Source organism: Ferruginivarius sediminum, from assembly GCF_003344765.1.
Taxonomy (GTDB): Bacteria; Pseudomonadota; Alphaproteobacteria; order Kiloniellales; family Rhodovibrionaceae; genus Ferruginivarius; species Ferruginivarius sediminum.
On record NZ_QPMH01000031.1, the window covers coordinates 1 to 26,563 of the forward strand.

Annotated in this window: 27 protein-coding genes and 2 pseudogenes; 18 read left to right on the forward strand and 11 right to left on the reverse strand. The window is 63.3% G+C overall.

Annotated elements, in window-relative coordinates; translation table 11 throughout:
• Positions 1 to 247: 247 nt before the first annotated feature.
• Both DRB17_RS20920 and DRB17_RS20900 read left to right on the forward strand, forming a co-directional pair.
• Positions 248 to 511: pseudogene (locus DRB17_RS20920) on the forward strand (cache domain-containing protein); the annotation flags it as partial.
• 534 nt (positions 512 to 1,045) lie between these two features.
• The gene (locus tag DRB17_RS20900; RefSeq protein WP_338322705.1) at positions 1,046 to 1,690 is read left to right on the forward strand and encodes a sensor histidine kinase; all 645 of its coding nucleotides are present in this window, start codon (positions 1,046 to 1,048) and stop codon (positions 1,688 to 1,690) included.
• A gap of 146 nt (positions 1,691 to 1,836) precedes the next feature.
• On the opposite strand, the gene DRB17_RS18745 is transcribed toward DRB17_RS20900, so the two are convergent.
• From DRB17_RS18745 to DRB17_RS20295, 10 genes are all read right to left on the reverse strand, one after another.
• Positions 1,837 to 2,775, reverse strand: a complete 939-nt coding sequence (locus DRB17_RS18745; RefSeq protein WP_114583765.1) for a hypothetical protein — start codon at positions 2,773 to 2,775, stop codon at positions 1,837 to 1,839.
• Between the two features lie 47 nt (positions 2,776 to 2,822).
• Entirely contained in the window at positions 2,823 to 3,089 is a 267-nt protein-coding gene (locus DRB17_RS18750; RefSeq protein WP_114583766.1) for a hypothetical protein, read from the reverse strand.
• 341 nt (positions 3,090 to 3,430) lie between these two features.
• On the reverse strand, positions 3,431 to 5,089 hold the full coding sequence (locus tag DRB17_RS18755; RefSeq protein WP_114583767.1) for a YadA family autotransporter adhesin: 1,659 nt from the start codon (positions 5,087 to 5,089) through the stop codon (positions 3,431 to 3,433).
• A 197-nt stretch (positions 5,090 to 5,286) separates the two neighbouring features.
• Complete coding sequence (locus tag DRB17_RS20060) at positions 5,287 to 6,054, reverse strand: hypothetical protein (RefSeq protein WP_147274962.1); 768 nt, start codon at positions 6,052 to 6,054, stop codon at positions 5,287 to 5,289.
• Between the two features lie 519 nt (positions 6,055 to 6,573).
• Positions 6,574 to 7,584: an anti-sigma factor family protein gene (locus DRB17_RS18760; RefSeq protein WP_114583768.1), complete on the reverse strand. Its 1,011-nt coding sequence runs from the start codon at positions 7,582 to 7,584 to the stop codon at positions 6,574 to 6,576.
• A complete protein-coding gene (locus DRB17_RS18765) occupies positions 7,584 to 8,132 on the reverse strand; it encodes a sigma-70 family RNA polymerase sigma factor (protein WP_338322704.1) in 549 nt (182 codons plus the stop codon). The genes DRB17_RS18760 and DRB17_RS18765 overlap by 1 nt, the downstream gene beginning before the upstream one ends.
• Before the next feature lie 161 nt (positions 8,133 to 8,293).
• The gene (gene mdoH / locus DRB17_RS18770; protein WP_338322706.1) at positions 8,294 to 10,213 is read right to left on the reverse strand and encodes a glucans biosynthesis glucosyltransferase MdoH; all 1,920 of its coding nucleotides are present in this window, start codon (positions 10,211 to 10,213) and stop codon (positions 8,294 to 8,296) included.
• 732 nt (positions 10,214 to 10,945) lie between these two features.
• Complete coding sequence (locus DRB17_RS18780; RefSeq protein ID WP_114583772.1) at positions 10,946 to 11,188, reverse strand: hypothetical protein; 243 nt, start codon at positions 11,186 to 11,188, stop codon at positions 10,946 to 10,948.
• Between the two features lie 186 nt (positions 11,189 to 11,374).
• On the reverse strand, positions 11,375 to 11,521 hold the full coding sequence (locus DRB17_RS20290) for a hypothetical protein (protein WP_153242387.1): 147 nt from the start codon (positions 11,519 to 11,521) through the stop codon (positions 11,375 to 11,377).
• 324 nt (positions 11,522 to 11,845) lie between these two features.
• Complete coding sequence (locus DRB17_RS20295) at positions 11,846 to 12,010, reverse strand: hypothetical protein (protein WP_153242388.1); 165 nt, start codon at positions 12,008 to 12,010, stop codon at positions 11,846 to 11,848.
• Between the two features lie 309 nt (positions 12,011 to 12,319).
• Between DRB17_RS20295 and DRB17_RS18785 the strand changes: the two genes are divergently transcribed.
• The 15 genes and pseudogenes from DRB17_RS18785 to DRB17_RS18850 all read left to right on the forward strand — a co-directional run bounded on the left by DRB17_RS18785 (position 12,320) and on the right by DRB17_RS18850 (position 25,122).
• Positions 12,320 to 12,751, forward strand: a complete 432-nt coding sequence (locus DRB17_RS18785; protein WP_114583773.1) for a DUF4168 domain-containing protein — start codon at positions 12,320 to 12,322, stop codon at positions 12,749 to 12,751.
• 95 nt (positions 12,752 to 12,846) lie between these two features.
• Positions 12,847 to 13,068: a hypothetical protein gene (locus DRB17_RS20065; RefSeq protein WP_147274963.1), complete on the forward strand. Its 222-nt coding sequence runs from the start codon at positions 12,847 to 12,849 to the stop codon at positions 13,066 to 13,068.
• Between the two features lie 3 nt (positions 13,069 to 13,071).
• Positions 13,072 to 13,680: a DUF6655 family protein gene (locus tag DRB17_RS18790; protein ID WP_114583774.1), complete on the forward strand. Its 609-nt coding sequence runs from the start codon at positions 13,072 to 13,074 to the stop codon at positions 13,678 to 13,680.
• A 141-nt stretch (positions 13,681 to 13,821) separates the two neighbouring features.
• On the forward strand, positions 13,822 to 15,189 hold the full coding sequence (locus DRB17_RS18795) for an arylsulfotransferase family protein (protein WP_114583775.1): 1,368 nt from the start codon (positions 13,822 to 13,824) through the stop codon (positions 15,187 to 15,189).
• A gap of 23 nt (positions 15,190 to 15,212) precedes the next feature.
• Positions 15,213 to 15,467: a hypothetical protein gene (locus DRB17_RS18800; RefSeq protein WP_114583776.1), complete on the forward strand. Its 255-nt coding sequence runs from the start codon at positions 15,213 to 15,215 to the stop codon at positions 15,465 to 15,467.
• A 9-nt stretch (positions 15,468 to 15,476) separates the two neighbouring features.
• Entirely contained in the window at positions 15,477 to 16,205 is a 729-nt protein-coding gene (locus tag DRB17_RS18805; RefSeq protein WP_114583777.1) for a hypothetical protein, read from the forward strand.
• A 106-nt stretch (positions 16,206 to 16,311) separates the two neighbouring features.
• A complete protein-coding gene (locus DRB17_RS18810; RefSeq protein WP_206607952.1) occupies positions 16,312 to 17,361 on the forward strand; it encodes a sulfotransferase in 1,050 nt (349 codons plus the stop codon).
• Positions 17,362 to 17,442: 81 nt separating this feature from the next.
• On the forward strand, positions 17,443 to 19,059 hold the full coding sequence (locus DRB17_RS18815; RefSeq protein WP_114583779.1) for an OpgD/OpgG family glucan biosynthesis protein: 1,617 nt from the start codon (positions 17,443 to 17,445) through the stop codon (positions 19,057 to 19,059).
• A gap of 288 nt (positions 19,060 to 19,347) precedes the next feature.
• On the forward strand, positions 19,348 to 19,527 hold the full coding sequence (locus DRB17_RS18820) for a DUF1328 domain-containing protein (RefSeq protein ID WP_114583786.1): 180 nt from the start codon (positions 19,348 to 19,350) through the stop codon (positions 19,525 to 19,527).
• Between the two features lie 35 nt (positions 19,528 to 19,562).
• The gene (locus DRB17_RS18825) at positions 19,563 to 19,691 is read left to right on the forward strand and encodes an entericidin A/B family lipoprotein (protein WP_114583780.1); all 129 of its coding nucleotides are present in this window, start codon (positions 19,563 to 19,565) and stop codon (positions 19,689 to 19,691) included.
• A 107-nt stretch (positions 19,692 to 19,798) separates the two neighbouring features.
• Positions 19,799 to 20,311 (forward strand): annotated as a pseudogene (locus DRB17_RS18830) (aldehyde dehydrogenase family protein); the annotation flags it as partial.
• A gap of 545 nt (positions 20,312 to 20,856) precedes the next feature.
• The gene (locus DRB17_RS18835) at positions 20,857 to 22,359 is read left to right on the forward strand and encodes a pyridoxal-phosphate dependent enzyme (RefSeq protein ID WP_114583781.1); all 1,503 of its coding nucleotides are present in this window, start codon (positions 20,857 to 20,859) and stop codon (positions 22,357 to 22,359) included.
• Positions 22,360 to 22,395: 36 nt separating this feature from the next.
• On the forward strand, positions 22,396 to 23,355 hold the full coding sequence (locus tag DRB17_RS18840) for a CoA transferase subunit A (RefSeq protein WP_114583782.1): 960 nt from the start codon (positions 22,396 to 22,398) through the stop codon (positions 23,353 to 23,355).
• Positions 23,345 to 24,115, forward strand: a complete 771-nt coding sequence (locus tag DRB17_RS18845) for a CoA-transferase subunit beta (RefSeq protein WP_114583783.1) — start codon at positions 23,345 to 23,347, stop codon at positions 24,113 to 24,115. Before DRB17_RS18840 ends, DRB17_RS18845 begins: the two co-directional genes overlap by 11 nt.
• A 53-nt stretch (positions 24,116 to 24,168) precedes the next feature.
• Complete coding sequence (locus tag DRB17_RS18850; protein ID WP_114583784.1) at positions 24,169 to 25,122, forward strand: LLM class flavin-dependent oxidoreductase; 954 nt, start codon at positions 24,169 to 24,171, stop codon at positions 25,120 to 25,122.
• A 398-nt stretch (positions 25,123 to 25,520) separates the two neighbouring features.
• Here DRB17_RS18850 and DRB17_RS18855 read toward each other — a convergent pair whose 3' ends face one another.
• Complete coding sequence (locus DRB17_RS18855; RefSeq protein WP_114583785.1) at positions 25,521 to 26,018, reverse strand: terminase small subunit; 498 nt, start codon at positions 26,016 to 26,018, stop codon at positions 25,521 to 25,523.
• A 48-nt stretch (positions 26,019 to 26,066) separates the two neighbouring features.
• Between DRB17_RS18855 and DRB17_RS18860 the strand changes: the two genes are divergently transcribed.
• On the forward strand, positions 26,067 to 26,384 hold the full coding sequence (locus tag DRB17_RS18860) for a DUF5131 family protein (protein WP_241503899.1): 318 nt from the start codon (positions 26,067 to 26,069) through the stop codon (positions 26,382 to 26,384).
• Positions 26,385 to 26,563: the final 179 nt, after the last annotated feature.

Below are 26,563 nucleotides of genomic sequence, written 5' to 3' on the forward strand. Positions count from 1 at the left end.
GCGCCCTGGTCCCCTTGTCTCGGAGCGTTCATCACTACGCATTACTTCGGATTGAGCCTTTCGGAGCAGAACCTACGCGCCTACACCTTGAAAACACGGACATGAGAGTGGTCCGACCCTGACATAGGAGTCCCGGAAGGAATTTCCAGTTTGGGGCCGGCATGCGAGTCCAGCGCATGCATACCGGTGTCAGCTTTGAAATTTCCTCGGCTGGTCCAAGGATGGGGGCAAGTTCAGCGGGACCAAGGGCTCCGCGGCCCAGCAGGCCTGGTTCGAGGAAGCACTGAGGTACCGGAACTTCACGATAAGCGACTATACGTTCACCCCGGATTCCCGCCAGCCGGTCATCGTCGCCGCGGTTCCAGTGTTCGGATCGCCGGGAGAGGTTCGAGGGGTTCTCAACGCGTCGATCGAGCTCTATTGGCTCAGCGCCTTCTCTCGCGAAGCACGCCTGCCGAAGGATGCTGTCTTCTTCCTGCTCGACAGCAACGGTCAGGTGCTCGCGAATTCACACTCCCTGTTAAACGATGCGGATGGCGCATTACCGAAACAACGCGATGCAGGGTCAGCGACTTCGCCTCCGATAGACCGCGCGCCGCTAACCTCGATCGTGCGACAAGATCTTATCAAGGAGGTTGTGGCACGCAGGCTCGTGGACTTCCAGGCAATCGGGAACGATGGGGTCCGGCGTGTCTACAGCAGCGTCGCGCTTCCGCACGGCGATGTCATTGTTCTGTTCGGCGTGCCCGCCCGCACGATGCTGGGCTGGATCAAGCAGGACCTTGTCGCCCGCGTCTCGAGCCTTGCCGCCATATGGCTCATGGGTATCGGTGCCGCGTGGATCGGAACGCGTTATCTGGTCACGCGCTGGACCACCTCGCTGCGCCGGATGGCGCTGGCCTACGCTCGCGGCGACTACTCGGCCAAACTTGACCTGCAACGGGCACCCAGCGAACTGCGGGACCTTGGGAACAGCCTGATGCTGATGGCGCACCGGATCCAGGATCGCGAGCACGACCTCCGCGATTCCGTTGACCAGAAGGACATGCTGCTTCGGGAAGTGCACCACCGGGTGAAAAACAACCTTCAAATTATCACCAGCCTCTTGAACATTCACGATAAGCAAATACAAAACAACGATCCGCATAAAGTGATCAATGACATCAGGATGCGGGTGCGCGCGCTGGCCCTGGTTCACAGGTATCTCTACGAAGGGAGCGACGTGCGCCTGATGAACCTCAAACCCTTTCTCACCGAACTCGCACAAATGCTGGTCAACAGCCTTTCCAGCCCCGACCGCCGGATATCGCTAAATCTGGATATCCCGAATGTGACGGTGCAGGCTGAGCGAGGCGTCTCGATCGGTCTCCTCGTCACCGAGGCCATAACGAATTCACTGAAACACGCCTTCCCCCACAATCGGCCGGGCCGCATCACATTGCAGGTCATTCGGAAAGGCCCGACCTCCGCCACCCTCGTCATTGCCGACGATGGTGTAGGCATGCAGGGAAAGCAACCGCCCGAGGACCAGCCGACGCCGACCAATCTGGGCACCCAATTGATACACGGGTTCGCCAGTCAATTAGGCACCGAGATCTCGGTCCTCGAAGATTCCGGCACGCGTATCGAACTTGACCTGAATCTGGCCCCTTCCGGGCGCGAGGAACCGGGATTGGTCCCGGCGCAATGAACGGCGTGCATATTCCGGCCGGTGCGGACTTCCCGGCGACGAGCCGATTATTCCTGGTGGCATGAAAATCAAAGGCTTGCGGCCACTCTCCCCTGTCACTGGGAAGGGTGGCCGCTGCTGCAATGAGTCGGCGGACTTTCCGTGGCTTACATCTCGGATGTGATGGTCCGCCCGAGGTTGACGGTCACGGTCTTGGTGCCGGATGGTGGCGCGTTGACGACCGTTTCGAACGATACGCTCTCACCTGGCGCCAGTTGGTCCGCCTCCGGAACGAACCGCCAGCTCTTGATGATCTCTCCCGTGCCGTCCTTCAACTCGGCAGTGAGGGGTGGCACCCGTCGCGGCTGCTTGACCGAGTTCGCCAGCACCCCCTGAATCACCATCTGATCGACGCCGTTGACCGTCTGCCGGTACGGCTTCACCAGATGTAGCTGAAGATCCCTGCCGAGCAGCAGTTCGTGCTGACGGCCGCAGGGCCGAAGCTGCCTTTCACCCATGCCGCGATACCGGTCGAAGCAATGGCTCGTGGCATAATCGTCGTGGTTCAAAGCTCGCCAGTCGACGCCGACCCGCGCATTCTTCGAAACGCGGTCGCTGCGTATCTGCAGGGAATAGAGGCCCTCGGACAGGCTTTCCCTGGGCGTGGCCCGGACGACATCCTCGCGGCCCGCCACATGATCAATTGCCAGGGGGACCCTGGCGACATCGGTTTCCGGCACCACCCAGCGGCTCCCCTTCACGATCGGCTGGATACTCCCGTCCGCACCGATCTCGCTTCGAAGCCAGCCGACGCGGTACAGGTTCACGATATCATCAGGGGACGTGTCATCGCGTTTGATGCTTGGATCATACACGACGAACTCGACGTTCGACGGCAGATCCGACCGCCACTTCCAGGTTTCGTTCTCCCACTCGCGATCGCCGTCCAGTCGCTTCAGCTCATCGTTGCGAACGGCATAAAGACCAGGTTTCTCCGGCACGAGATGGGCATCGGGATACTCATACGACGAGGAACTGCAGCCGGCGAGAAGCAAAGCGGCTGCCGGAACCGATACGCCGTAGCGAAGAAGGTGACCGATTTTCATTTTCGTTCCTCCCAAGATTACGCGTGAAACTCCGACTCCCCGCGCCGTCAGTCCTGGCTTCCGGCCGTTGCGCTGGAACGCGCCTCCGCCTGACAGCCCTCGCCTTGCTTCGAGACGTGCTCCTCGTCGTGCTTGTATTCGCTCTCTCCATTCGCCGTGGCTTCGGCGGAAGCGGAGGAGTTCGCCTCGCATTCCTGGCCGTCTTCAGAGCCGGAACGCGAAGAGGCGGAAGCCGACGCGGATGCGCTTGCCTTGGCTTCGCTCTTGCTGTGACCGGCTTCGCTGGTATCCACTTCACCGTTCGTCGTCTTCACTGTTACGCCCTCCGAGTTATCGCTCTGAGTTGCGGCGTCGTCCCCGGCAAATACGGGCGCCAATCCAACGGGAATGACAATTGCCGCTGCTATGGCGCCCATTGCCGCGACTGTCGCCGTCCTGGCTCGCGCGCACATTTCCATGAGAAGCTCCTTGGTCGGGGTGGCTTGGAACCGGCCGGTGGTCCAAAGCCGGAAGCCGGCCGGATCCGAGCCAGGGCATTACTCTCAAATTCCCCGTCGGCGGCCGGCAGACTTGCTGCCGACCGCCTTCCGGGGAGCCGGATCCGGTGCACTCGGGAGTGGGCGCCTTCTCCGGCGAAGCGCCCTCAAAGGACCGCTTACTCGACGGACACGCTGGCCGACGTGCCTGCCGAGGTGCTCATTTGACCCGAGGGACTCACACTGGCCTCACCCTCGGCGTCGGCATCGGCTTCCGCGTCACCCATTGTCTGCGCGCCGGCGTTGATATCGACGGATGCCTGGGTCGTGCCAGGGGTATTGACGGTCTGTGCCATCGATCTCGACCGAGCGATTCCAACAGAGACGTCCTGCTCGGACGGATTCACGCTCTGACCAAGCGCCAGGGACTGCGACATGCTCAAGGACATGTGCGGCGTGGTCACGGAGTTATTGATCGACTGGGCCCTGGCCTGCGTAACGGAATTCGACGTCTCCTCGGAAGTCGCGTCCTCGGATTGGCCGTTCTCAGCGTCATTACCGACATCGGCCGCGGCCTCACCCTCGGCATTGGCCTCGGCATCGCCTTCCGCGTTTGCCGTGGCTCCGAAGCCTGCCTCGGCGTTCCCGGTGCCATCCGAAGCGGAAGCCTCGACGCTGTCCTCGCTGGACGCGTTCGCCGCGGTTCCACTTGCCTCGGAAGACGCATTGGACGAAGCGCTCGCGCCTTCAACGGAGGCGACACCGACACTTTCGGTCGACGCGGTCGAATCCTCGCCTTCCGCCGACGCCGTGGCACCGACGTCGCCGGTGGCGGTGGCACCGTCCTCGCCGAGCGACGCGCTGACGTTGCCTTCGCTGGCAGCATTCGCCGTCGTTCCACTGGCGTTAGACGAGGCAGCAACGCCGGCCTCCACGCCATTCACGGACGCGGTGCCGATGCTCTCCGTCGAAGCGTTGGAGTCCACGCCTTCCGCCGCAGCGCTCGCACCGACATCGCCGGTGGCGGCGGCACCGTCCTCGCCAACCGACGCGCCGACGGTGCCCTCCGTGGAAGCGTTTGCCGCCGTTGCGCCGCTAGCGTTAGACGAGGCTCCGACACCGGCTGTTGCGCCATTTACCGATGCCGTGCCGATACTCTCCGTCGAGGCGCTGGAGTCCTCGCCTTCCGCCGCAGCGGTCGCAGCGACATCGCCGGTCGCGGTGGCGCCGTCCTCGCCGACCGACGCGCCGACGCTGCCCTCGCTGGCAGCATTGGCCGCCGTCGCGCCGCTGGCATCCGAGGACGCACCGACACTGGCTGTTGCGCCATTCACCGACGCGTCACCGATGCTGCCGGTCGAAGCGGTCGAGTTCTCGCCTTCCGCGGCGGCGGCCGACCCGACATTGCCGGCGGCGGTGACGCCGTCCTCGCCGACCGACGCGCCGACGCTGCCCTCCGTCGAAGCGTTCGCCGCCGTCGCGCCGCTCGCATCCGAGGATGCAGCGACACCGGAAGTTGCGCCATTCACCGACACATCACCGATGCTGCCGGTCGATGCGGCTGAGTTCTCGCCTTCCGCCGCGGCGGTCGCACCGACATCGCCGGTCGCGGTGGCGCCGTCCTCACCGACCGACGCGCCGACGCTACCCTCCGTCGAAGCGTTCGCCGCCGTCGCACCGCTCGCATCCGAGGACGCCCCGACACTTATGTCGGCATCTGCGGCGGACGCCGTACCTACGCCAGACGTGGACGCGGCAGCGTTATCGCCCTCGGCGGCAGCAGTGCCGCCAAAGCCGGCCTCACTACCTTCCGGACCGGCCTCCGCGCTGGCACCCACGGACGTACTCGCGGAGCCGTCATCGCTGCCGGCCGCAGCGTCAACGCCGGAAGCGGCATTATTCCCCGTGTTGCCGTCCGAAACTCCGGCGGCCGCGGCGCCGTCCGCATCAGACGAAGACGGGCCACTGCCTGACGCATCGGCCGCAGCATCGACGCCCGCACTCGCCGTGTCGCCACTGATCCCTGCCGAGGCGCTTACACCAGCAGAAGCCGACTCGCTGCCGGAAGCCTCAGCCGTTCCGCTGGCACTGGCGTTCGCGGCATTGCCGCTGACACTCGCATCGGCGGAGCTATTCGAGCTGACGGAACCGCTTCCATCATTGCTATCCGCCGAGGCACTGGCAGAACCGTTGGCTTCAGCCGTGCCGCCGGAATTGCCGGCCGACGCACTGGCATCCGCACTAGCGGACGCGCTGGCATCGCTGCCGCCAGCATCCGCCGACGCACCGGCATCGGCCGAGGCACCGTCAGAGCCGGCCGAAGCACCGGCATCGCTGCCGCCAGCATCCGCCGACGCACCGGCACCGGCCGAGGCACCGTCAGAGCCGGCCGAAGCACCGGCATCGCTGCCGCCAGCATCCGCCGACGCACCGGCACCGGCCGAGGCACCATCCGAGCCAGCGGACGCGCTACCGCCGGCACCCGCGGATGCGCCATCGGAGCCGCTTGCGCCAGCCGACGCACCAGCACCTGCGGAGCTGCCACCCGCGCTATCGGAGCCGCTACCCGATGCCCCGCCGGCTGAACCGCCTTCGGCACCGCCGTCAGAACCGCCGGCCGAGCCGCCGCCGTCAGAGCCGCCACCATCGGCACCGCCAGCGGACCCGCCATCGGCGGAACCTCCGCCGTCAGCACCACCAGCGGATCCGCCACCGGCGGAACCTCCGCCGTCTGCCCCACCGCCAGCCGATCCACCGCTACCGGCGCCGGCACCTGCCCCGGCACTACCGCCGGCACTGGCACCTGCGGCTGCCAGGATTATCTGGCCGCCCTGGGGAGAGTTGGAAAGCGAAGAGTGATTGAACGTTGTCGGGGACGCCGCCGCCTGAGTAATTCCCAGTGCAAGCACGGCGGCGCTTGCTGTCGCCAGCAGCCTTATCCTACGGTTATCTGTCCGCATTGGAGTTCCTCCATTGCGGGGTGTAAAGACGGCAGGCGTGCGGGATCGATGCCGCGATGCGTGCATTGGCCGCGGTTATCGTTCGCCGCCTGCCGTCCCACTGGACAAGCTGGGCGTCTTACCTATTCCATGATGTTTTGAGGCAATGTTGCGCCGGAGGGAGTAATGGCGGGGCGTTAAGCTTCAATTATCGATGGGATTTTAATGGATAGGACGTTGATGTTATTGATCTCTGAATTTCTGAGCCTATTATGCCAAAATACAGGCCGCCTCGACGGGGCCCAAAAATGCCTCGCACTTGCCGCACAGACCGCTTGCATTCGACCCGTGAAGCGAAGCTCCCTGGGCCATAGCCCCGCCGATCAGGTTTCCTTCTGGGAGTCGCCGCCAGAATCATTGGCCTCCTCTGGGGTAACAGTACCGTCCGTCGCGGATGGTTCCTGCCCGGATGCCCCATCAGGAGATGTGGATTGCTGGCCGTTTCGTTTCGACCCCGCGGCATTGCCGCCGTTCTCCTCCGATGTCCCCTGACCGTCGTTGCCCGAGATATCGACGGTCCACTCGCCGTTCACGACCTTGCCCATGTTCAGCAAGGTATCCCGGTCTACTTCTCCAAGCAGGCTGTACGCGCGCCCCTGATTGTTCCAGAACATCAAGGAGATCGGCCCTTTTTCCATCAATGTCAGGCTTCTGCCCGCGCTGCCGCCCGAGGAATTGAAGAAGAGTTCGACCCGCGCACCTTGCTGGGACTCGTATATCAGTTGCATCGAACCGGAATCGCCCTGCGCCAGCAACCGCGTCCCGATCAGCGCGAAGCCGAACTCGGAGAAGTCCGGCGCACCGGTCTTGTTCTGGCCCGTGCCGCTTTCAGACTGGGAACCGGCGTTCTCGCCAGCCGCTTCATTCTGAGAAACCGTCGTGGCCTTTTCCGCGGTCGCCGGCTCCAGCTCGCTTGCTGATTGGACAGTCCCCGACTGAGAGTTCTGGAAGAAGGCAAACAGCTTTTCGTTTGCACTATCATTGGAGAGCTGTTGCCAGCCAACGCCGCCGGCAAGCAAGGCAAGTGCCACGGATGCCGCGACCAGTGCGATACGCCGCACGCGGGGCGCGCGTTTGTTCCGCTGCAAGTGGCGCTCAAGCTCCTTGCCCAGTTCAGCGTGCGAGGCGGGAAGCGGCTCGTCGAGACGGCGGTCGAAGAGATGGTGCAAGGCACTTGTAAGCCGGCCGCTGTCATCGACGAACTGCGCCGCCTGGGGATTGGCGGCGAGGTATGCCTCCACCTGCGTGCGTCGGACCTCGTCCAGCTCGCCGTCCCGATAGGCCGCGAGCGTTTCCTCCGTTATCTCCTCGCTCGACGTTTGCCGCTTCGCCATCACTTCACTCTCTTGAGCTGCCGGGCCGGTTGCTCGGCGGAAATCTGGGCGATGACATTCTTCCGTGCCCTGGCCAGCCGCGACATGACCGTTCCGATCGGCACACCCAGCATGGCCGCCGCCTCGCGATACGCAAAGCCTTCGAGACATACCAGCAAGAGCACTTGCCGGTGGTCCTTCGGCAAATCGTTCATGGCGCGCAGCAGCGCTTTCAATTCCACCTGCCGCTGCTGGTTCCCGTCAATGCCCAGCGTCGCGGCGACGTCATCGATGGGAATGTGCTGCCCCGCACTGCCGTTGCTTTGAACCTGGTTGGCCCAGACGTTGTGCAGGACAGTGAAAAGGAATGCGCGCGGGTTCCGAACGCTGCCGCCTTTCCGGGTATAGGCGATCGCCCGGCGCAGGCTCTCCTGCACAAGGTCGTCCGCCTCGACAGTATCTCCGGCCAGCGCCATCGCATAGCGCCGCATGCTTGCTATATGGGAATGCAAATCGCTGGATAACCCGTCCACCATCCACCTCCCTACCTGACGTGTTAGAGCGTGCATTGCCCTGCAACGCTTCACGCAGACTTCCGATTAGCTGGGTGTTCTTCTGTGTCCCTGCAGGGGTCCCGGTGTGACCAGTGGATGAACAGGATCGTCATTCGAGCCGCCGGACGTCCCGGCCTTCCGCTTTCGCGTCCGGCGCATTCCTGAATGCCTTCGATTCAGGAAGCAGGACCACGACCGAGCAGGAGACTCACTTCAGCTTCCAGCGGATCGTCTTGTCTTACGTGGAAAAGGCGTCGGCGCCCCCGAAGCGCTCTTACGGATCGCAAACGAGAGAGTACCGGGCTTGGCATGGTTTCAGGCGGTGTGCGGAACAGCCAGGGCAAGCGGGCAGGTCCGCGCTCTTTGTGCTCGCGGCTCGATAGCACCACAAGAGGGATCGCCACCACGAAGCTGACCAAGAGCGGCAGCATCCAGAAGATCAGCGCGGGCGCCCACCATGCGGCCATGGCTGCAAGCGTCGCGCCCACCGCACATCGCGGGCCCAGCAAACGGGCGGCGTCGCGCAGCTTGATGGCGTCGGTGTCGCGCTGCTGTGCGTCCCACTTGGTGGTGTACCCCGCAAGCGTTGTCGCCACGAACTCGGCGTGCATCAGCATCATCAAAGGCGCTATCAACGCCGTAACGGCGACCTCAAGAACGATGCTGGCGCACAATGCCGCCGCACCGCCGCTGGCTCGACGCCGCTCGGCGTCGACGACACCAAGCAACAGGCCAAGTGCCTTGGGGCCAAGCAGCAGGGTCACGGTGAGGCCAATCAACCATGGAATGTGTGAGGGCACGCCGTGATCGTTCATCGACATCAGCCAGGCGCGCAGGGCTTCGAGGTGAAATGGAAGCGGCTGCGCCGCAACAACGACCGCCAGCATCATGAACGCCAGCCATAACGGTGAGGCCGCATAGGAGAGCACGCCCATCACGAAGTTCATCCGGCTGGGGAACTTGAAGCCCTCCGTAAGAATCAATCGCGCATGCTGAAGATTGCCCTGACACCACCGGCGATCCCTGTTCATATGCTCGATCAGGTTCGGCGGCCCCTCCTCGTAGCTGCCCTCGCCGTCCACCATGATGCGGATCCGCCAGCCGCGCCGAAGCAGCAGTGCCGCCTCGACGAAATCATGGCTGAGGATTTCGCCGCCCAGTGGGGGCCGGCCGGACAGGCGGGGTAGGCCGCAGCTCTGCATGAAGGCTTCCACACGGATAATCGCGTTATGACCCCAGTAAGTGCCGCAGGGCTCCATCAATACCGACAGCCCGGCGGCGATCAGCCGGCCCTGGACATTCGCGGCGAATTGCTGAACGCGGGCGAACAAGGAGCGCCCGTTCACGGGAGTAGGCCAGGCCTGAAGAAGGCCAAGCCTTTCCTCCGCCTCCATCCGGCGCATCATGTCGAGGATTGTCTCCCCAGCCATGATGCTGTCGGCATCGAGGATGATCATGTAGTCATAGCAGCGGCCCCAACGCTCGCAGAATTCCTGGATATTACCGGCCTTCTTCCCGGTATTGCACTTCCGCCGCCGCAGAAACAACCGCCCGCCGGCCCCGAGGTCGCGGCACAGGCGCAACCAGGCGCGCTCCTCATTCCGGCACTTCGCGGGGTCACGGCTGTCGCTGAGGACAAAGAAATGGAACGCCTCGATCGCGCCCAGTTCCTCTAGGGACTCGTAGGTGGCCCGCAGCCCGTCGAGCGCGCGTTCCGCTTCCTCGTGGTAGAGCGGCATCACCACGGCGGTACGCGCATGTTGCCAGGGCCCGGGATGCAGTAATGGCATCGGCTTTTCGCCCCGCTGCCGGCGATTGTCGCCGAGCAGACGGATGGCACCGAAGACGCATATCCAGAAGCTGGACCCGATCCAGACGACGAGGATCGTGTATAGCCCCAGGAGCAGCCACTCGGCGGCCGTCATACCCCAGGTGGCCAGCACGCTATGAAAGGTCACGGCCGCCGTGCCCGTCGAGAGGACCAGGAGAAGTCCGAACAGGATTGATGAGAAATTCCGGCGTTCCATCGGCATCGTTATCCGCTCTGCTGACGTGCGGCGAAGGGTAAACGCAGGCGCGCCAGGAAAGCTCTCAATCGTCCATAAACCGGGATGGTACGAAGCGACTGCACCGGCATGGGTGTTCGACGTTCGGCCGGGACAGGTCCGGGGAGTTCGTCATACAACTGTTGCAGCCATCGTCCGGTGTGTCCGCGGGCGTCAATCAGTGCCTGCGGGCAGGACCGGATAGCTCCGGAGAGCACGAACGCCAGGATCGCCGCGGCTTCGTCCTCGGGCGACCTCGGCTCCGGGCGCCCGAACGCAATGGCCGACCTGAGGGCAACAAGCCGCCGCACCGCCAAGATCGCCGAGGCTGTATCGCCTGGATCCCGAAGCGGCTCGCGTGCGGCCGCCGCGATGAGAGCCTCACGGACCGATCCGTCAGTCACGCCAAGGGCTCGCAAGTACCAGTCCATTGCATGATGGACGCGTGTATCGAGAGCTTCACACTGCCCGCTTTCCACTGTCCGCGTTTCTACCGCAACGGCTGCCATCGCTAAGCACCTTTTGGCCAGTAAACCCGAGAGTGTTGGCCGGCCCGGCTGTCGATATGCGAGCGGCCGGACCGACCTTTGACGGGAGCTTCAAGATCAGTGGGGTAGGGGAACTTTCTCGGAGGTCGAGAAAGGTGGGATGCTTGAACTCTACCCGTCATCCCAACAGACAGGCGGAGGTTGCATCTTATTCCGCAGCCGCCGCTTATTCACTTTGGGAAGGTCGCTGGCCGGCCGGGCTTACATAAGCCGGGCGACCTTGGCGGCCATGGCATCAGTTCTCGGCAGGCAGGCATTCACGGCCCGCTTCAAGCTGGCGGCCGCCCGAAAACTCGGCCTCCGCCCAGATGCAGCCTCGACGGCATTTCCGGTACACCTCGACGACCTGCCGGCGCATCTTCGTTACATCGTGGCGGGTGACCGCATCGGTCGTGTTGAACGAGCCATCCTCGGACGTGAGCTCCCAACGCAGTGTCAACTCCGGGACACGGACCGGCTCGCCCTTCGCGCTGAACACCTCGGCTTCGAACTTGTGCTCGCGTGCAAAGTGGCACGCGTGCTCGACCCGACCTCCAGGATGTAACTTTTGCCCGCGTCGGACGCGGCAGCGCCGGGCGCAAGCGGAGTGATGCAGGCCTTGGGCACCGGAACGTGCTAGAGATACCCCAACGCATCCGCTCGAAGCGATGCCCCGTCATGTCGGTCAATCGTCATCGTCGCTGGTTTCCTTGCCGATAATATAGCCGGCACCCGCGCCGGCCGCGCCCGACAGAACCTCGCGCGTCGTGCAACTGACGGTCGCGGTTCCGATGAACGTGGCGATGATGGCAACAAGGATCGCGCGTTTCATCGTTCCCTCCATCATGTGTCAATGCTGAAAGACAGCAGGCAATGTGGATTTATTCCATTTTCACCCTCCCCCCATGCGTGCGTCCGTTGGAACCGGCATAGGCTTCCGACAACGGTGGAATAAAACAGGGAACGTGTTTGTCTACGTGGACACGGCATTTGGCCGGTCCTCCTCTTTTTCCAAGGCCGGTCCCCGTCCTGGATGCCTCCCTGCACAAAACTGGCCGGGGAACGAGAAACGTTCCCCGGCCTTTTCCTTGCCGAATGACGCCCTGTCTTCGTGAACATCCGGCGGTGAAGCAGACTTCCCCCGCCGTGATATACGTTACAGGAACGTAAGCGCCAGCAACGCGACGATGAGACCGACCCAGACGCCCACCGCCCACCATTTGCTGGGGGCCTGAGACCTCATGTGGCGCGAGCGGCGTATTTCCTCGGGATCGCTGAGAGGTGGCCGCGGCATTGGGTTCATCGGATCGGGAATGGTCATGACAAACCTCCTTTCCCGCGCATGCACAGCCGGCCGTCTCGGCCCGATTGTGCCGCTTTAAAGATGTCAGACAGGCGCCCTTCGTCGATTATTCCATTGGGAAGGGGCCAGGTCGGCAAAATGACTCGAAGCCGAAAGCACAATTCGTTCGTCTCGCCCCGCGAGGGAAAGAGTCGGGGCGGCGGCCCGCGGACAACGCCTGCATGACCCGTCCATGGTGCGACGTCCGCAAAGGAATAAGTTTCCCGGGATACCGGTCAAACAGGCGACCTCGATAGGCCTTGCAACATCGAAACTGGAGCAAGCGTCATGTTTGACCGACCCGTTCGGCGGATCGCCCTGGCAGTTGCCATCGCCGCGGCATCGCTTAGTGGCCTTGGCGGTTCTGGCCTTTCCCCTCTCCACACCGCCCACGCACAGAGTTCGCAAGAGTCCGATTCAGCAAGCCAACCGAGTGAGGAGACCCTGCAAGCCTGGGTGACAGCGGCAACGAAGGTCGAAGAAGTGCGCCGGAAATGGTCGCCGAAGATCCGCGCCGCTGACGAGGCGGGCGAAGCCGGCAAGGCGAAGGAACTCTCGAAGAAGGCGGATCGGGAGATGGTCATGGCGATCAAGTCAACCGAGGGAATATCGCTCCGCCAATATGAAGCGATCTGGGAGAAGTCCCAAAAGGACAAGACCCTCTATCGCCGCCTTGAGAAAGAATTCGAGGCTCAAAAACAGCAGCCATCCAACCGGTAAAATCCCTGCAAAATGCCACCGAACATAACGTGGCGGGGCTGTGTGTTGCCCAATTCATTACCTGTAGGCGACGCGTCTACACGCTGGAGAAAACAATGATGCTGATGCACCAATGTCCACGCTGTGGCGAGATTATCGGTACCGACGGTTGGTGCCTGGCCCGGGCGGACGCCTTCTCGTGCGATGGCTGCGGCCTGACATCCTTCCCCTCTCCCGAACTTCGCAGGGTCGCACAGCGCCTGCTGCGTGTTCGCAAGGAAGTGGACCTGGAGCAAACGGCAGCCGCGAACCATCCGAGCCGTCCTGAAGAAGTCTAGACGATGCCAGCCTATTCAAGCATGCGCTGGAACCTTCTTTTCCTTGTAGTTGTCCCAATCTTGGTCCAGGCGTGTACGTCAGTCCGCGAGACGCAGCCGGACGAGACGGCCACGCAGCAATTGCTGATGTCGACCGCCGTCGACAAGGCGGTCGAGCGGCTGGACCTGAATGTCCCGCTGGATACGCCGGTATTCGTCGATACGCAGTATTTGCAAACTTACGATAAGGGCTACGTCGTCAGCGCGATCCGCGCTCACCTCCTCAAGAACGGCTCCAGACTGATCCGCCAGCCGGGCGAGGCGGAAATCGTCGTCGAGGTTCGTTCCGGGGCACTCTCGATCAACCGGCGCAAGGACTTTGTCGGGCTGCCGTCAATCCCGTTGCCGGTCCCTTTGACCGAAAGCTTCAGCACGCCGGAGATCCCTCTCTTCAAGCACGAGGAACAGCGGGGGATCGCGAAGATCGCGCTGACCGCCTACGACGCCGAAACTGGAGAACTGTGGGCCGACACAGGACCGGTGTTCGGAGTGGCCTGGATCGATGGATGGAGCGTTCTTGGCGTTGGCTGGCGAGAAGACCAGACCCAGCCGGAGTCGCTCGACAACCCTTAACCCGGATGGCTTTACATTCGCACCAACTGCGAGATCCCGTCCGCATAGGCCCGGTTCACTCAAGGGAATCGCATTCCGGGGAATAAATCCGCAGCAAAGGGGTCTTACAGCGTACGCACCGGCAACAGGCAGGATCCGAAGATGCGCCGAGAAACTCACGACGAACATGCGCAAGCCGGAGGCTGCCCGACGTGGTGGGAGCGCCTGCTGCAAACCGGCTTCCGGATCAGCGTGGCGATCGCGATCTTCATGGCCGGCGCGTTCGTCGCGATCGCCGACATTTTCCCCAGCCCGATCCTGGCCAGCGCCTATCGCGGTGGCATGGCGCTCTATGACCAGTGGACCAGCTATGACGACGTCTATGCCACGGATCTATGGCACCCCGCCCGCACGGACGAAACCGGCGCAAGCGTGCGCGATGCGAAGCGCATGCAGCAGGGTCTGACGCTTTATACATCGGGCCACGAAGCCGCCGCTTTCCTGATCGACGCTAATGGCAAGGTTCTGCATCAGTGGAAAAGACCGTTCAGCAGTGTCTGGACAAAAGACGCCGCCGTGCGGACACCCCGACCGGACACGCACGTCTACTTCCGCAAGGCGCGGGCGTTCCCGAACGGCGACCTGCTGGCGATCTACGAAGCCGTCGGCGATACACCTTACGGCTATGGCATGGTGAAGCTCGACCGGCACTCGAACGTCATCTGGTCATACCTGGAAAACACGCACCATGACTTCGATATCGCGCCGGACGGCCGGATCTTTGTCCTGACGCACGAACTCACGACGGAAGAACTTCCCGAGTTCGCGCATCTCGGCCCGCCGCGGATCGACGATTTCCTGGTCGTCCTCTCGCCGTCGGGGCAGGAGTTGATGAAGATATCGCTGACGGAGACGGTCGCGCGGTCTCCCTACGCACATCTCCTGCACACCGTATCCTGGTACAGCGTTCGCGATCCCCTGCACACGAACGCCGTCGACTTCGTGGGCCAAGAGGCCGCCAAGGCGTTTCCGTACGCGCAGGCCGGTCAGATCCTGCTGTCCTTCCGCGAACTGCGGGCCCTCGGGGTCCTGGATATCGACGAGGGCAGAATCGTCTGGGCGACGCAAGGTTACTGGATCGGCCAGCACGACCCCGACATCCTTGCCGACGGCAACATCCTCCTATTCGACAACTACGGCCGGCACGAACAACCAGGCGGCCGTTCGCGCGTTATCGAATTCGATGCGCGGACGATGGAACTCACCTGGCAGTACGCCGGCGATGCCGACCAGCCGTTTGCGAGCGCCATCCGATCCTCGCAGCAGCGGCTCGCCAATGGCAACACCCTGATCACGGAATCCAACGGCGGCCGCATCTTGGAAGTGACGAGGCAGGGCGAAACGGTGTGGGAGTTCGTCAACCCCGAGCGCGGCGGCGCGTCCGCGGAGAAAATCCCAATCGTCTGCTGGGCGGAACGTTACAGCCAGTCTTACTTCGTGCCCGATTTCCTTCAGCACGGGCGCGTCTGAAGCCGAAGGGAGGTGATAAGGTCATGAAGGCACGCTGGATTGGTTTCTCTCTCCTGCTGGGTTCCACACTGCTTCCGAGCCTGGCCCAAGCCTATGTCGGACCCGGCGCGGGGCTCGGTCTGCTGGCTGCATTCTGGGCCGTGATCATCTCTATCGGGATGATCCTGGTGTTCATTGCGGCATGGCCGTTGCGGCGCCTGATGCGGCGACGCGCGCAAGGGAACGCGCCCGGCGCCGGAGGTACCGACGGCGCGGAAAACCAGGACCGGCAGGCGTAGAGCCGGATCATGGGACTCCTCGATCAACCGGCGCCGGCATATCAGTGGCTCGACGAGCTGGCGGGACAGGCGCTCCCGCCGGCCGTGCGCCTCTTGATCTGGGCGGGTCTCGCCGCCTGGGCGTCGATGGAGCTTTACAAGCTGCTCTCGCCCCAGGACCGGATCACAGCGGCAAAGCGGGAGTTGAGGCAGTCGCAACGCGAATTGAATGCCTACGACGGCGACCTTGCGGGCGCCAAGAAGCGGATTGCACGGGTATTGCGTGCCGCATTGCGCCGTCTTGGCCTTGTGGCGCCAGCGGCTGTCATCGCGTCGATCCCGGTGCTGTCTCTTATTGTCTGGCTGGATGCGGCTTACAGTCTCCGGTTCCCTGGCCCGCGGGAAACGGTCGGCGTGCGCACCACGCCACCCAGCTTCGAGGCCGAATGGATCGATGGGGTCGGCAGCGCCGGTACGGCCTACGTGGTGATCAGGAATCCCGCGAACGGCAAGGCGATGACGCTCAGCATCCGGAAGCCGGCTCCCCTGCTCTACAAGCGTACCTGGTGGAATGCCCTGATCGGCAATCCGGGAGGATATCTGCCAAGGCACGCGCCAATCGACGAACTGCTGCTCGACCTTCCCAGGCAGCAGGTCATAGGCGCCGGCCCATCGTGGCTTCGTACATGGGAAACACCGTTCTTCGCCAGCCTGTGCCTGTGGGCCCTGGTGCTGATGAAGCTCAGGCGGATCGCCTGACGGGGGCGTGATGAAGCAGCGAACAAGGCGCGAAGGCGATCATTTCCATGTCCCTCTCTGGCTCGACATCCTGGGGGGCTTGGTCGAGGGATGGCCGGAACTATGGATGCGCCTTGGCGAGTGGGAAACACGGACCCTGGAGCCCCGGATCGAGCATGTGGCCATTCGCCGCCCGATCTACATCGCCGGCCTTGCCCGCTCCGGCAGCACGATCCTTCTGGAGTTGCTGGCCCGCCATCCCGAAGTCGCCACCCACCGGTATCGCGACTTTCCGATGCTTCACATCCCCTGGTTCTGGAACAGGTTCGTCGACTTGGCTGCTGCCGGTCCCCAAGCGCCGCGCGAGCGCGCCCATCGCGACGGTATCCGGGTTACCGAGGAAAGCCCGGAGGCCTTCGAGGAAATGATCTGGATGAGCATGTTCCCGGGTCTGCACGATCCAAAAGTCTGCAATGTCCTGGATGAACGCCACGCGAACAGCGAATTCGATAGCTTCTATACCGACCATCTGAGAAAGCTCCTGGTGGTCCGCAGCGCTCCGCGGTACCTTGCGAAGGGGAACTATAACGTTACGCGACTGCGCTATCTGCTGAAGCTCTTCCCTGACGCCCGCTTCATTATCCCGATCCGCGGTCCCGTGTGGCACGTCGCCTCACTAATGAAGCAGCACGCTTTACTGACGCGCGCCGCCGCCGAAATGCCCCGCGTGCAACGGTATATGCGCCGGGCCGGACACTTCGAGTTCGGCCTCGACCTTCACGCGGTCAACGTCGGCGACCCAGAAGCCGTCGAAAACATCCAGCGCCTATGGGATCGCGGCAGAGAGATCGAGGGGTGGGCCCGCTATTGGTCAATGATCTACAGCTATATCGCCAACGCCCTCGAAACCACGCCCGAGCTTCGGAATGTCGTCCTCGTCGTGCGCTTCGAGGACATGTGTGACAATCCCCGTGAAAGCATGATCAGGATTTTGCGCCATGCGGAACTGTCCGAAGAAACACTTCCGGCGATGGCCGAAAAGAAGATCCGCTTGCCGGCCTATTATCAACTCTCGTTCACGCCCGACCAGCGGCGCCTGATCTGGGAATGCACGAACGAGACGGCATCGCGCTTCGGGTACACCGACGTCCGCCGGGAACACACGGCCATCGTGTGATCCTCGCATGCCGCCGCCGGCTGATATGCCGCACTGACAACTTGTCGTCCCGAATATCATCGCAATCGGAAGAAGCCTGAAATGCGCACTTATGACCGACGCGATATCCTGCGCTCGACGGCTGCTGCCGCGACGGTCGTTGCCGCGCCATGGGCCGCGTACGCCCACTCGGACGAGGAACCCACGCTGCAGTTCGACCCGCCGAAGCCGTTCAGCTTCGCCTCGCTGATCGAACAGGCGCGTGACCTTGCAAAGCAGGCCTATGCGCCGCCTCCTTCGCCGGCGCCCGACATCGTGCAGCGGATCGGTTACGACGCCCACGGCGCCATCCAATACCGCCGCAACCTTGCTCTTTTCGCGGATGGCGGGGGTGTCTACCCGCTGACCTTGTTTCATCTCGGACGCTACTTCCAGCATCCGGTGCAAATACATTCCGTGGAAGACGGGCAAGCGCGCAGACTGCGCTACAATCCGGATTATTTCGAGATACCGTCCGGCAACATCGCAAAGCGGATGCCATCGGACTCTGGTTTCGCCGGCTTCCGCATTCACGAATCTCGTTGGCGCGACGACTGGAAGACGCAGGATTGGGTCGCCTTCCTGGGCGCGTCGTACTTCCGCGCGATCGGCGCGCTGGGGCAATACGGCCTTTCGGCACGCGGCGTCGCGGTCAACACCGCCACCGAGACGCCCGAGGAGTTTCCGCGCTTCACGGCCTTCTACGTCGTGCCGGCGGCCGATGAACAGGACCCCGTGCTCTTGTACGCGCTTCTGGACGGCCCGAGCCTTACGGGCGCGTACCGCTTCGAAATCACGCGCACCTCGGGCGTCGTCATGGACGTCGAAAAGCAACTGTTCATCCGTTCCGACATCGACCGGCTGGGCATCGCGCCGCTGACCTCGATGTTCTGGTACGCGGAATATAACCGCCCTTACCGGATCGACTGGCGCCCCGAAGTTCACGATTCCGATGGTCTCGCGCTGTGGACCGGAGCGGGCGAGCGTCTGTGGCGGCCTCTGAACAATCCCGGACGGACGAGGGCGTCCGCCTTCGTCGACCGGCACCCCCGCGGGTTCGGCCTGCTGCAACGTGACCGCGACTTCGGGCACTATCTCGACGGCGTTCACTACGAACGCCGGCCGAGTGCCTGGGTCGAGCCGCTCGACGACTGGGGCGACGGAGCGGTCGAGCTGGTTGAGATTCCCACCGACGACGAAACCCACGACAACATCGTGGCGCTCTGGCGACCCGACAGCCCGACCAAGGCCGGGGCCAGCTTCTCGTTCAAGTACCGGCTTCATTGGTTGGCGCACCCCCCCCACCCGGCCGAGCCCACGGCGCACTGCGTTGCCACGCGGATCGGCCGCGGCGGCGAACCCGGAACGAAGCGGCCTGAAGGCGTCGAGAAGTTCGTGGTGGAATTTGCCGGGCCAGCGCCAAAGATGCTGGGCCCTTACGACAAGCCCTTGGCCGTGGTCAGCGCGTCGCGCGGCAGGCTTTCCGGTATCGGTGCCGAACGCGTCCCCGGAACCGGGAGATGGCGTGCGCTCTTCGACCTTGCGGTGAACGGTGCTGAGCCGGTCGAGCTCCGTCTCTATCTCAGAATTGGCGACAGGATTCTGACGGAGACCTGGGCGTATCAACATCTGCCGGTATTGTCGGCGCGAACGGTGACACATTCCGCTATGGGAAAATAAACCTTCAATCAAAGAAGCCAAATATATGTTCATGTCCTCTTGAGCAAAAATATATTTCAAAATCACAATATGATCACAATGACTGTCGTTGCACATCTCGTCGACGATTCACAATTCCAGCGTAGACGATCCGCATAAGATCCGCATAAGAGCGGAGGAAATCATGAAACGGACGATCTCTCTGTTACTGGTTCTTGCCGGGGCTGCCGGTGCCGGTGCCGGCTATGTGATTTCCGAGGAAACCGACGACAGCGAGGACTGAACATTAACCGCGGTTTGGAGGGCGAGATGCTTGGTTGGGCCATATTCTTCTTCATCGTGGCAATCGTGGCCGCGGTTTTCGGGTTCGGCGGCATCGCCGGGATGGCCGCGGGGGTCGCGAAGCTGCTCTTCGCGGTCTTCATCGTGCTGTTCGTTGCCACCCTCGTTGTCAGCCTGTTACGCGGGCGTCGCCCGCCGTCACCCTGACGCGTTCAACACCATATCAAAGAAGGAGGGAAGTCATGCGCAGAGTGCTCGCCCTGATTTCGATATTCGGATTACTTGCCGTCGCCGGCTGTAACACCGCCGAAGGCTTTGGGCGGGACGTCGAAAGCGCCGGCCAGGCTATCGAGGAAGAAGCAGAAGAATAGCCGGTTGGCCTATGGAGTATGCAGGCCGACAAACACCGATCCCGCGATGACATATGCCTGCCGAATAGACGTCCGTGTCGATCATGGTGCTGATGGAACTGATCGGGGACCCGGCCACCATGATCGGCGCGCAGGCGTCGTCCGAGCGGTTGGAGAAGACCCTCAGCTACATCGATACCGACCGCCAGGAGGCAGCCGAGGTTCTGACCGGCGGCGCGCGAAACGAGCTGGGTGGCGATCTGGCCGGTGGATTCTTCGTGAAGCCCACGGTGCTGAAGGGCCACAACAAGATGCGCGTCTTCCAGGAGGAGATCTTCGGTCCCGTCCTGGCGGTCACCACCTTCAAGGACGATGCCGAGGCGCTCAGCATCGCGAACGACACGCTCTATGGTCTGGGCGCAGGCGTGTGGCCGCGCGATGCCAATACCTGCTACCGCTTCGGCCGCGCTATTCAGGCAGGCTGGGTGTGGACCAACTGCTACCACACCTATCCGACCCATGCGGCTTTGGGCGGTTACAAGCAGTCCGGGATCAGGCGCGAAAACCACGCCATGATGCTGGAGCACTACCAGCAGGCCACGAACATGCTGGTCAGCTACAACCCGACGAAGCTCGGATTCCGTCTGGGCGAGAGCGATGTGAAGCTGGGTGAGATCGGGGGCGTGCCCTTTTATATCTCGGGCAGCCAGTACGAGGCGTGAGCGAAGAGCTGCGCCACTATGGTCGTCAGCTTGCCGGCATCGATTTCCGTGTGCTTGTTGAACTCCGCGTCGGAAGCCACGGATAGATGAAGCGTTCTTCTTTGTCGGGCTTATGATCGATAAACATGGAGCGGCAGGCGAGCTGCTCCGTGGTCATGCCAAGCTGGTCCTTCGTCGCCGTAAGGTAGGTGAATACGCAGCCGATCTCCTTGATCGACTGCCGCAGGCTTTACTCGCGGCTCGCGCACCGCCTCGCCGGAGATCTGCACGGCCAATTCGCGGCCGCGCAAGCTTGCCCAGGTCGCCGCCGGCTGGCTTGACACCCCAATCATCGCATCATACTATCTTTAATACCTTATGATGAATTGTTTCGATGGCGCGCATCGGCGCCTTTCGTGGTTCCGACGGAAGCGGCGGGACCGGCGCGATGCAAGGCTACAAACTCAGGGCGGCAAGGGGCGGTCATGCGGGAACATCTGGCAACGGAAATCGTGGACAAGGCAACATGGCAGCGCGCGGTGGAAACGCTTCGCGCGCACAAGGTCGTGCTGCCGACCTTCGAGGAACTGGCGCGCCCCTCAAGGATTCCCGAACCGAACTGGGCGGGCGTCTCGAAGGTCGATCCCGGCGCCGCCGATCCGGCGAACCTCTTCAGGGTCCATTGGTACAACACGCCGAATGGTGACGCACGCACATCCCATCCGGCTTACCTGGAACTGCCGCCAGAATTGACGGGCGTGCGTGCCCGCATCCTGGTGATGCTGGGCAAGTGGTTCCCGATGATCTCGGCGCACAAGGTGCTTGCCGCCTATGCCTGCCTTGTTCCACGCCTTGTCACCGGGCAGTTCGACCCCACGCGCCACCGCGCGGTGTGGCCATCGACGGGAAACTATTGCCGGGGCGGCGTGGCGATCTCCCGCATTCTCGGCTGCCACGGCGTCGCGGTGCTTCCCGAGGGCATGAGCCGCGAGCGGTTCAACTGGCTTGAGCAGTGGGTGAGCGATCCCGCCGACATCGTGCGGACGTACGGCACCGAAAGCAACGTGCGGGAAATCTACGACAAGTGCCACGAGCTTGCCGCCGCGCCCGACACGCGGATCATCAACCAGTTCTCGGAGTTCGCCAACTACGTCGGCCACTATGCCGTCACCGGCCAGGCACTCGCGGACGTGTTCCGTACCGTCGCCGGCGGGGATGAATCTCTGCGCCTCTCCGCTTTCGTGGCGGCCACCGGCTCCGCCGGCACACTGGGGGCGGGCGACTACCTGAAGCGCGAGTACGGCACGCGGATCGCCGCGGTCGAGCCGCTGGAGTGCCCCACCCTCCTGAAGAACGGCTATGGCGAGCACAATATCCAGGGGATCGGGGACAAGCACGTGCCCCTGATCCACAACCTGATGAACACCGACTTCGTCGTCGGCGTCTCCGATGGCGGCTCGGACGAATTGAACGTGCTGTTCAACACCGAAACGGGCCGTCAGTACCTGGCCCAGCGCCGTCAGTTGCCCAGGGAACTGGTCGATAGCCTGGGGGCGTTCGGCCTGTCGGGCATCGCGAATGTCCTGGCGGCCATCAAGCTCGCGCGCCGCATGGACATGGACGAGAACGACGCCATCGTCACCATCGCCACCGACGGCGCCGAGCTTTACGAGAGCGAGCGCGAGAAGACCCTGAACACCCGCTTCGCCGAGGGCTTCGACGACGTCAGCGCCGGCGAGGTCTTCGGCAGCCGCGTCCTTGGCCTGGCCGACGACAACGTCATGGAGCTGACTCACGTCGACCGCCAGCGGATGTTCAACCTCGGCTACTACACCTGGGTCGAGCAGCAGGGGACGTCCCTCGACGATTTTGAGGTGCGCAAGAACCAGGCCTTCTGGCAGGGGCTGACCCAGCTCGTGCCCGCCTGGGACAACCTGATCGGACAAATGAACGAAGAAGTTGGCGTTCGTGCCGGCGCCAACGCGTAGAGGCACGGCCGCACTCAAGCCGGCTGGGAGATGTCTATGCCGACAGTAAGAAGTTATGACCAGCTTCGCGAGGATGTCAGGTCGCGCGACCGCAGTCTCCGCGAAAAGGTGGTGTCGCTGGAAGAGGCGGCGGGCCTTGTGAACGACGGCGACGGGGTTGGACTCGGGGGCAGCACCCTGTCCCGCACCCCGCTCGCGATGATCTGGCAATTGATCCGCAGCGGTCGCAAGGACCTCAAGCTCTACCGCAGTATCGCATCCTCCGAGAGCGAGCTGCTGTTGGCCGCGGGGGTCAGCCGCTACATCCTGACGAGCTGGTTCAGCCAGGGCATCATCTGGGGCGTCTCCAAGGTGATGCGCCACTATACCGAGAACAAGCTGGCCGTCTTCGAGGAATGGAGCCACATGGGCGTGGGCATGCGCTTCCGCGCGGGCGCTATGGGCGTGCCCTACCTGCCCATGCGCACCATGCTCGGCTCCAACCTGACCAACCGGCTGGAGGACATCGAGGAAAGCACCTGTCCCTTCACGGACGAGAAGCTGCTGCTGGTGCCCGCCCTCAACCCGGACGTCGCGCTAATCCACGTGCAGCGCTGCGACGCCTTCGGCAACGCACAGCTCGACGGCCTGTCCTTCATGGACATCGATCTCGCGATGGCGGCCGACAAGGTGATCCTCACCACCGAGCAGGTCGTCTCCAACGAGCAGATCCGCCGCCGGCCGGACCAGACGAAGATTCCGTTCTTCACCGTCGATGCGGTCGTGGAGGTTCCCTTCGGCTGCGCCCCGCACGAGTGCTACGGCGTCTACGAACCGTTCTTCGACCATCTCGACTGGTACGCCAAGCAGATCAAGGCCGACCCGGTGGAGGGCGCCAGGCGCTACATCGACGAATTCATCCACGCCCCGAAGGACTGGAACGAGTACCTGTCGAAGCTCGGTACCGCCGAGATCGTCGACGCCGCGCGTCGCGGGAGGAGCATCTATGACCTCTGAGCGGAACTACACAGCCACCGAGCTGCTTTCGGTCGTTGCCGGCCGCCTTTTGAAGGACGGCCAGGTCGTCTTTGCCGGCGTCGGCGTCCCGCTTTTCGCGGCGACGCTGGCCCAGCGCACCCATGCGCCCAGCCTGACGATCCTGTTCGAGGGCGGCACCATCGGCGCATTCGTGGAGCCGGGCAAGCTGCCCCCCTCCACCAACGAGCAGCGTTGCACGCACCGCGCCAATATGCTGCTGAGCGCCACCGACGTCCTGCTTCTGCTGCAGCGCGGCTATGTGGACATCGGCTTCATGGGTGGCGCCCAGATCGACATGTACGGCAACCTGAACTCGTCGTACATCGGCGACCCGGACGAGCCGCGCACCCGGCTGCCCGGCACCGGCGGCGGCAACGATATTTCCAGCCTTGCCAACATGATCGTCGCGACGCGCCACGAGAAGCGCCGCTTCGTCGAGAAGGTCGATTTCATCACGAGTCCCGGCTTCCTGGACGGCGGCGACACCCGCCGCGGCTCGGGCCTGCTCGCCGGTGGGATGTACCGGGTCGTCACCGACCTGGGGATCATGGGATTCGATTCCCACAGCAAGCGCATGAAGATCCTGTCGCTGCATCCGGGCGTCACGGCCGAGGAGGTTCAGGACAACACCGGGTTCGAGCTTCTCGTGGACGACAACGTGCAGGTCACGGACCCGCCGCAGGAAAGCGAGCTCAATGTCCTGCGCGAACTCGATCCCGACCGCATGTACACCGCCTGAAATCGGAAAATCGCTTTTAGCCAGCCGCTGACAAATACAGGGAGGAACCCTTTATGCCCAATCTTTCGAACCAGTTCGGGATCGCGATGCGGAATTTCACCGCATGGCCGCAGCTCCCGGACGCCCAGGACCTTATCCAGTACGGCGTGGAGATGGAGGAGCTTGGGTTCGACTCCCTCTGGGTCTGGGACCACATTCTCCTGGGCGTCGAGCCGCATTTCCCGATCATCGACTCCCTGTCCCTGTTGACGGCGGTCGCGGCGCGCACCTCCACCATCAAGATCGGCACGGGCATCCTGGTCCTGCCGCTGCGCAATCCTCTGGTCCTGGCCAAGCAGCTTTCCAGCATCGACCAGATCTCGCAGGGCCGGCTGATGATGGGCATGGCCTCGGGCTGGTACAAGCGGGAGTTCGACGCCGTCGGCATCCCCTTCGAAAAGCGCGGCAAGATCATGGACCAGAACCTGGAGATCATGAAGCGCCTGTGGAGCGAGGACATGGTCGCCGGGGAATATCCGCCGCACAACCTGCGCAACGCCGTGATGTTCCCGAAGCCCTACCAGCAGCCGCGCCCGCCGCTGCTCATCGGCGGCTACGTCGACCGGGTCCTCAAGCGCGCGGCGCTGGGCGGCGACGGCTGGCTCACCTACTTCTACACGCCCGAGGGCTTTACGAAGTCGTGGGACAAGATCCGGAACTTCGCCGAGGAAGGCGGCCGCGATCCCGACACGCTGGCCAACTGCAACCAGCTCCCGATCATGGTCGGCAACTCCCGCGCCGAGGTCGAAGGGCCGATGATGGAATGGCTGAACACCGAGTGGGACTTCGCCGGCTGGAGCGATTCCACCACCGACAGCGCCATCATGGGCACGCCGGAGGAATGCGTCGAGCAGCTTCAGGCGCACCTCGACGTCGGTGTGCAGAAGATCATCTTCGTGCCCTACAAGTACGAGCGCGAGCAGGTGAACACGATCGCGCGGGATATTCTGCCTCGCCTCAGGAAGTAGCCTACCCTACCCCGCCCGCTCTCCCATGCGGGACACTCTGAGGCGCCGCCCGCTTCCTTCACGAAGCGGGCGGTCTTTTTTGGAGCGATTGTGGCTTTTCCGGTGGGGAGCTGTCTGCGCAGCAGATTGAGGGGCGCCCCAGAGGGGCGGCCCCCTCCGCTCGCCTCGCGGCGAGCTGTCTCCCCCTGCAGAGGAGACGACTGCTTCGAGATTTTCCACCACCCCAAGTCGCTCCCCGGCGGGGGAGCTGTCTGCGAAGCAGACTGAGGGGCGCCCCCGCTGCGGCCGGCCGCGGAGCCGAGGAACCGATCCCTTCTGCTCGCCTCACGCCGTCATGTTGACGAATGATGACGGATGATGACGTTTGCAGACGGCGCAAGCCGCCGCGCGGCAGCGCCCTACCGCCGCCGCCCGGATCTCGCGACGCCGCGCCTCGCCACCGGCTGGCCGCCGTTCGCCGAATCGCTGACCGTACTCTCCGGTTCCGGCAACGCTGCCCCGCATATATCCTCTCCGTTCGACGCTTCCTCGGGAATTTCGTCCTCGGGCGCGGGATCGAGGATGGCCTCCATCGGCAGGCCATAGTCCTGGGCCATCCGCAGTTGCAGATTCATCGCCTGCATGGCGGTCCGCAGGTCGCCGTCGTGCGTCGCTTTCCGGCGCAGGGCTTCGGCCTGCGCGAACATGCGGCTGGCAAAGGCGTGCTTGGCCGCGCCCGCGTCGCTGCGCAGCTCATTCAACCGGCGACGCACCTCGCGCTGCTGCAACAGCCGCCACCCCTGCGTGCGCGCGGACCCTTCCGCATACCCCGCCGCCCGCGCCGTCGCCGCAGCCGAGCCGCCAACCGCAAACGCCCGGCAGAACGCCTCCTGCTGCGGTGTCAGTTCCTCGTTCATGCATCGCTCCCGTGGGTTGGTTGTGGAAACGCGGATGGGGAGCGTAGCGTGGGCTGGGATGTAGGTCAATATTCCTATTGCTATACATTCATTCGCTTCGTTTCCTTCGAGCCGCTGATCGGTCGTGTCCACAACCCCGACCTGCGGCACATATCCTGGGCCATCGTCGGCGGCGAGAGCGGTCCCGGCGCCCGGCCCATGGACGTCGCATGGGTCGACGAACTGCTCTCCGCCTGCCGGGCTCATGGCACGGCCTTTTTTTTCAAGCAATGGGGCGGCACGAACAAGAAGCGGACCGGCCGCGTACTACATGGCCGGACGTGGGATGAGTATCCCGAGAAACCGCTGCTTGTCGCGGGAGTATGACAGGATTCCGCCGCCTGCGCGAACAGCAGTGAAGCCGGGTGGCCGTGCCGCCAACGGTTATTGTCCCTTCTCCCCCGACGCGGGACCTTTGCGATACGGTCATTTGCGGCGAGGAGTTTGACGAGGGCCGGTTTGGCCGGTCCGCGTGGCGGTTTTTTTGTCGGATTGACGGGATAGGG

Bases quoted from the DNA above. Each gene is read 5' to 3' on its own strand.
- DRB17_RS20295 (WP_153242388.1), bottom strand. From the start codon at position 12,010: ATGACCATTCCCGATCCGATGAACCCAATGCCGCGGCCACCTCTCAGC.
- DRB17_RS18840 (WP_114583782.1), top strand. From the start codon at position 22,396: ATGCCGACAGTAAGAAGTTATGACCAGCTTCGCGAGGATGTCAGGTCG.
- DRB17_RS18810 (WP_206607952.1), top strand. From the start codon at position 16,312: ATGCGCCTTGGCGAGTGGGAAACACGGACCCTGGAGCCCCGGATCGAG.
- DRB17_RS18765 (WP_338322704.1), bottom strand. From the start codon at position 8,132: ATGCACGCTCTAACACGTCAGGTAGGGAGGTGGATGGTGGACGGGTTA.
- DRB17_RS18805 (WP_114583777.1), top strand. From the start codon at position 15,477: ATGGGACTCCTCGATCAACCGGCGCCGGCATATCAGTGGCTCGACGAG.
- DRB17_RS18800 (WP_114583776.1), top strand. From the start codon at position 15,213: ATGAAGGCACGCTGGATTGGTTTCTCTCTCCTGCTGGGTTCCACACTG.
- DRB17_RS18850 (WP_114583784.1), top strand. From the start codon at position 24,169: ATGCCCAATCTTTCGAACCAGTTCGGGATCGCGATGCGGAATTTCACC.
- DRB17_RS18835 (WP_114583781.1), top strand. From the start codon at position 20,857: ATGCGGGAACATCTGGCAACGGAAATCGTGGACAAGGCAACATGGCAG.
- DRB17_RS18790 (WP_114583774.1), top strand. From the start codon at position 13,072: ATGCCAGCCTATTCAAGCATGCGCTGGAACCTTCTTTTCCTTGTAGTT.
- DRB17_RS20290 (WP_153242387.1), bottom strand. From the start codon at position 11,521: ATGAAACGCGCGATCCTTGTTGCCATCATCGCCACGTTCATCGGAACC.
- DRB17_RS18785 (WP_114583773.1), top strand. From the start codon at position 12,320: ATGTTTGACCGACCCGTTCGGCGGATCGCCCTGGCAGTTGCCATCGCC.
- DRB17_RS18845 (WP_114583783.1), top strand. From the start codon at position 23,345: ATGACCTCTGAGCGGAACTACACAGCCACCGAGCTGCTTTCGGTCGTT.
- DRB17_RS20900 (WP_338322705.1), top strand. From the start codon at position 1,046: ATGCTGCTTCGGGAAGTGCACCACCGGGTGAAAAACAACCTTCAAATT.
- DRB17_RS18820 (WP_114583786.1), top strand. From the start codon at position 19,348: ATGCTTGGTTGGGCCATATTCTTCTTCATCGTGGCAATCGTGGCCGCG.
- DRB17_RS18815 (WP_114583779.1), top strand. From the start codon at position 17,443: ATGCGCACTTATGACCGACGCGATATCCTGCGCTCGACGGCTGCTGCC.
- DRB17_RS18760 (WP_114583768.1), bottom strand. From the start codon at position 7,584: ATGGCGAAGCGGCAAACGTCGAGCGAGGAGATAACGGAGGAAACGCTC.
- DRB17_RS18855 (WP_114583785.1), bottom strand. From the start codon at position 26,018: ATGAACGAGGAACTGACACCGCAGCAGGAGGCGTTCTGCCGGGCGTTT.
- DRB17_RS20065 (WP_147274963.1), top strand. From the start codon at position 12,847: ATGATGCTGATGCACCAATGTCCACGCTGTGGCGAGATTATCGGTACC.
- DRB17_RS18795 (WP_114583775.1), top strand. From the start codon at position 13,822: ATGCGCCGAGAAACTCACGACGAACATGCGCAAGCCGGAGGCTGCCCG.
- DRB17_RS18745 (WP_114583765.1), bottom strand. From the start codon at position 2,775: ATGAAAATCGGTCACCTTCTTCGCTACGGCGTATCGGTTCCGGCAGCC.
- DRB17_RS18825 (WP_114583780.1), top strand. From the start codon at position 19,563: ATGCGCAGAGTGCTCGCCCTGATTTCGATATTCGGATTACTTGCCGTC.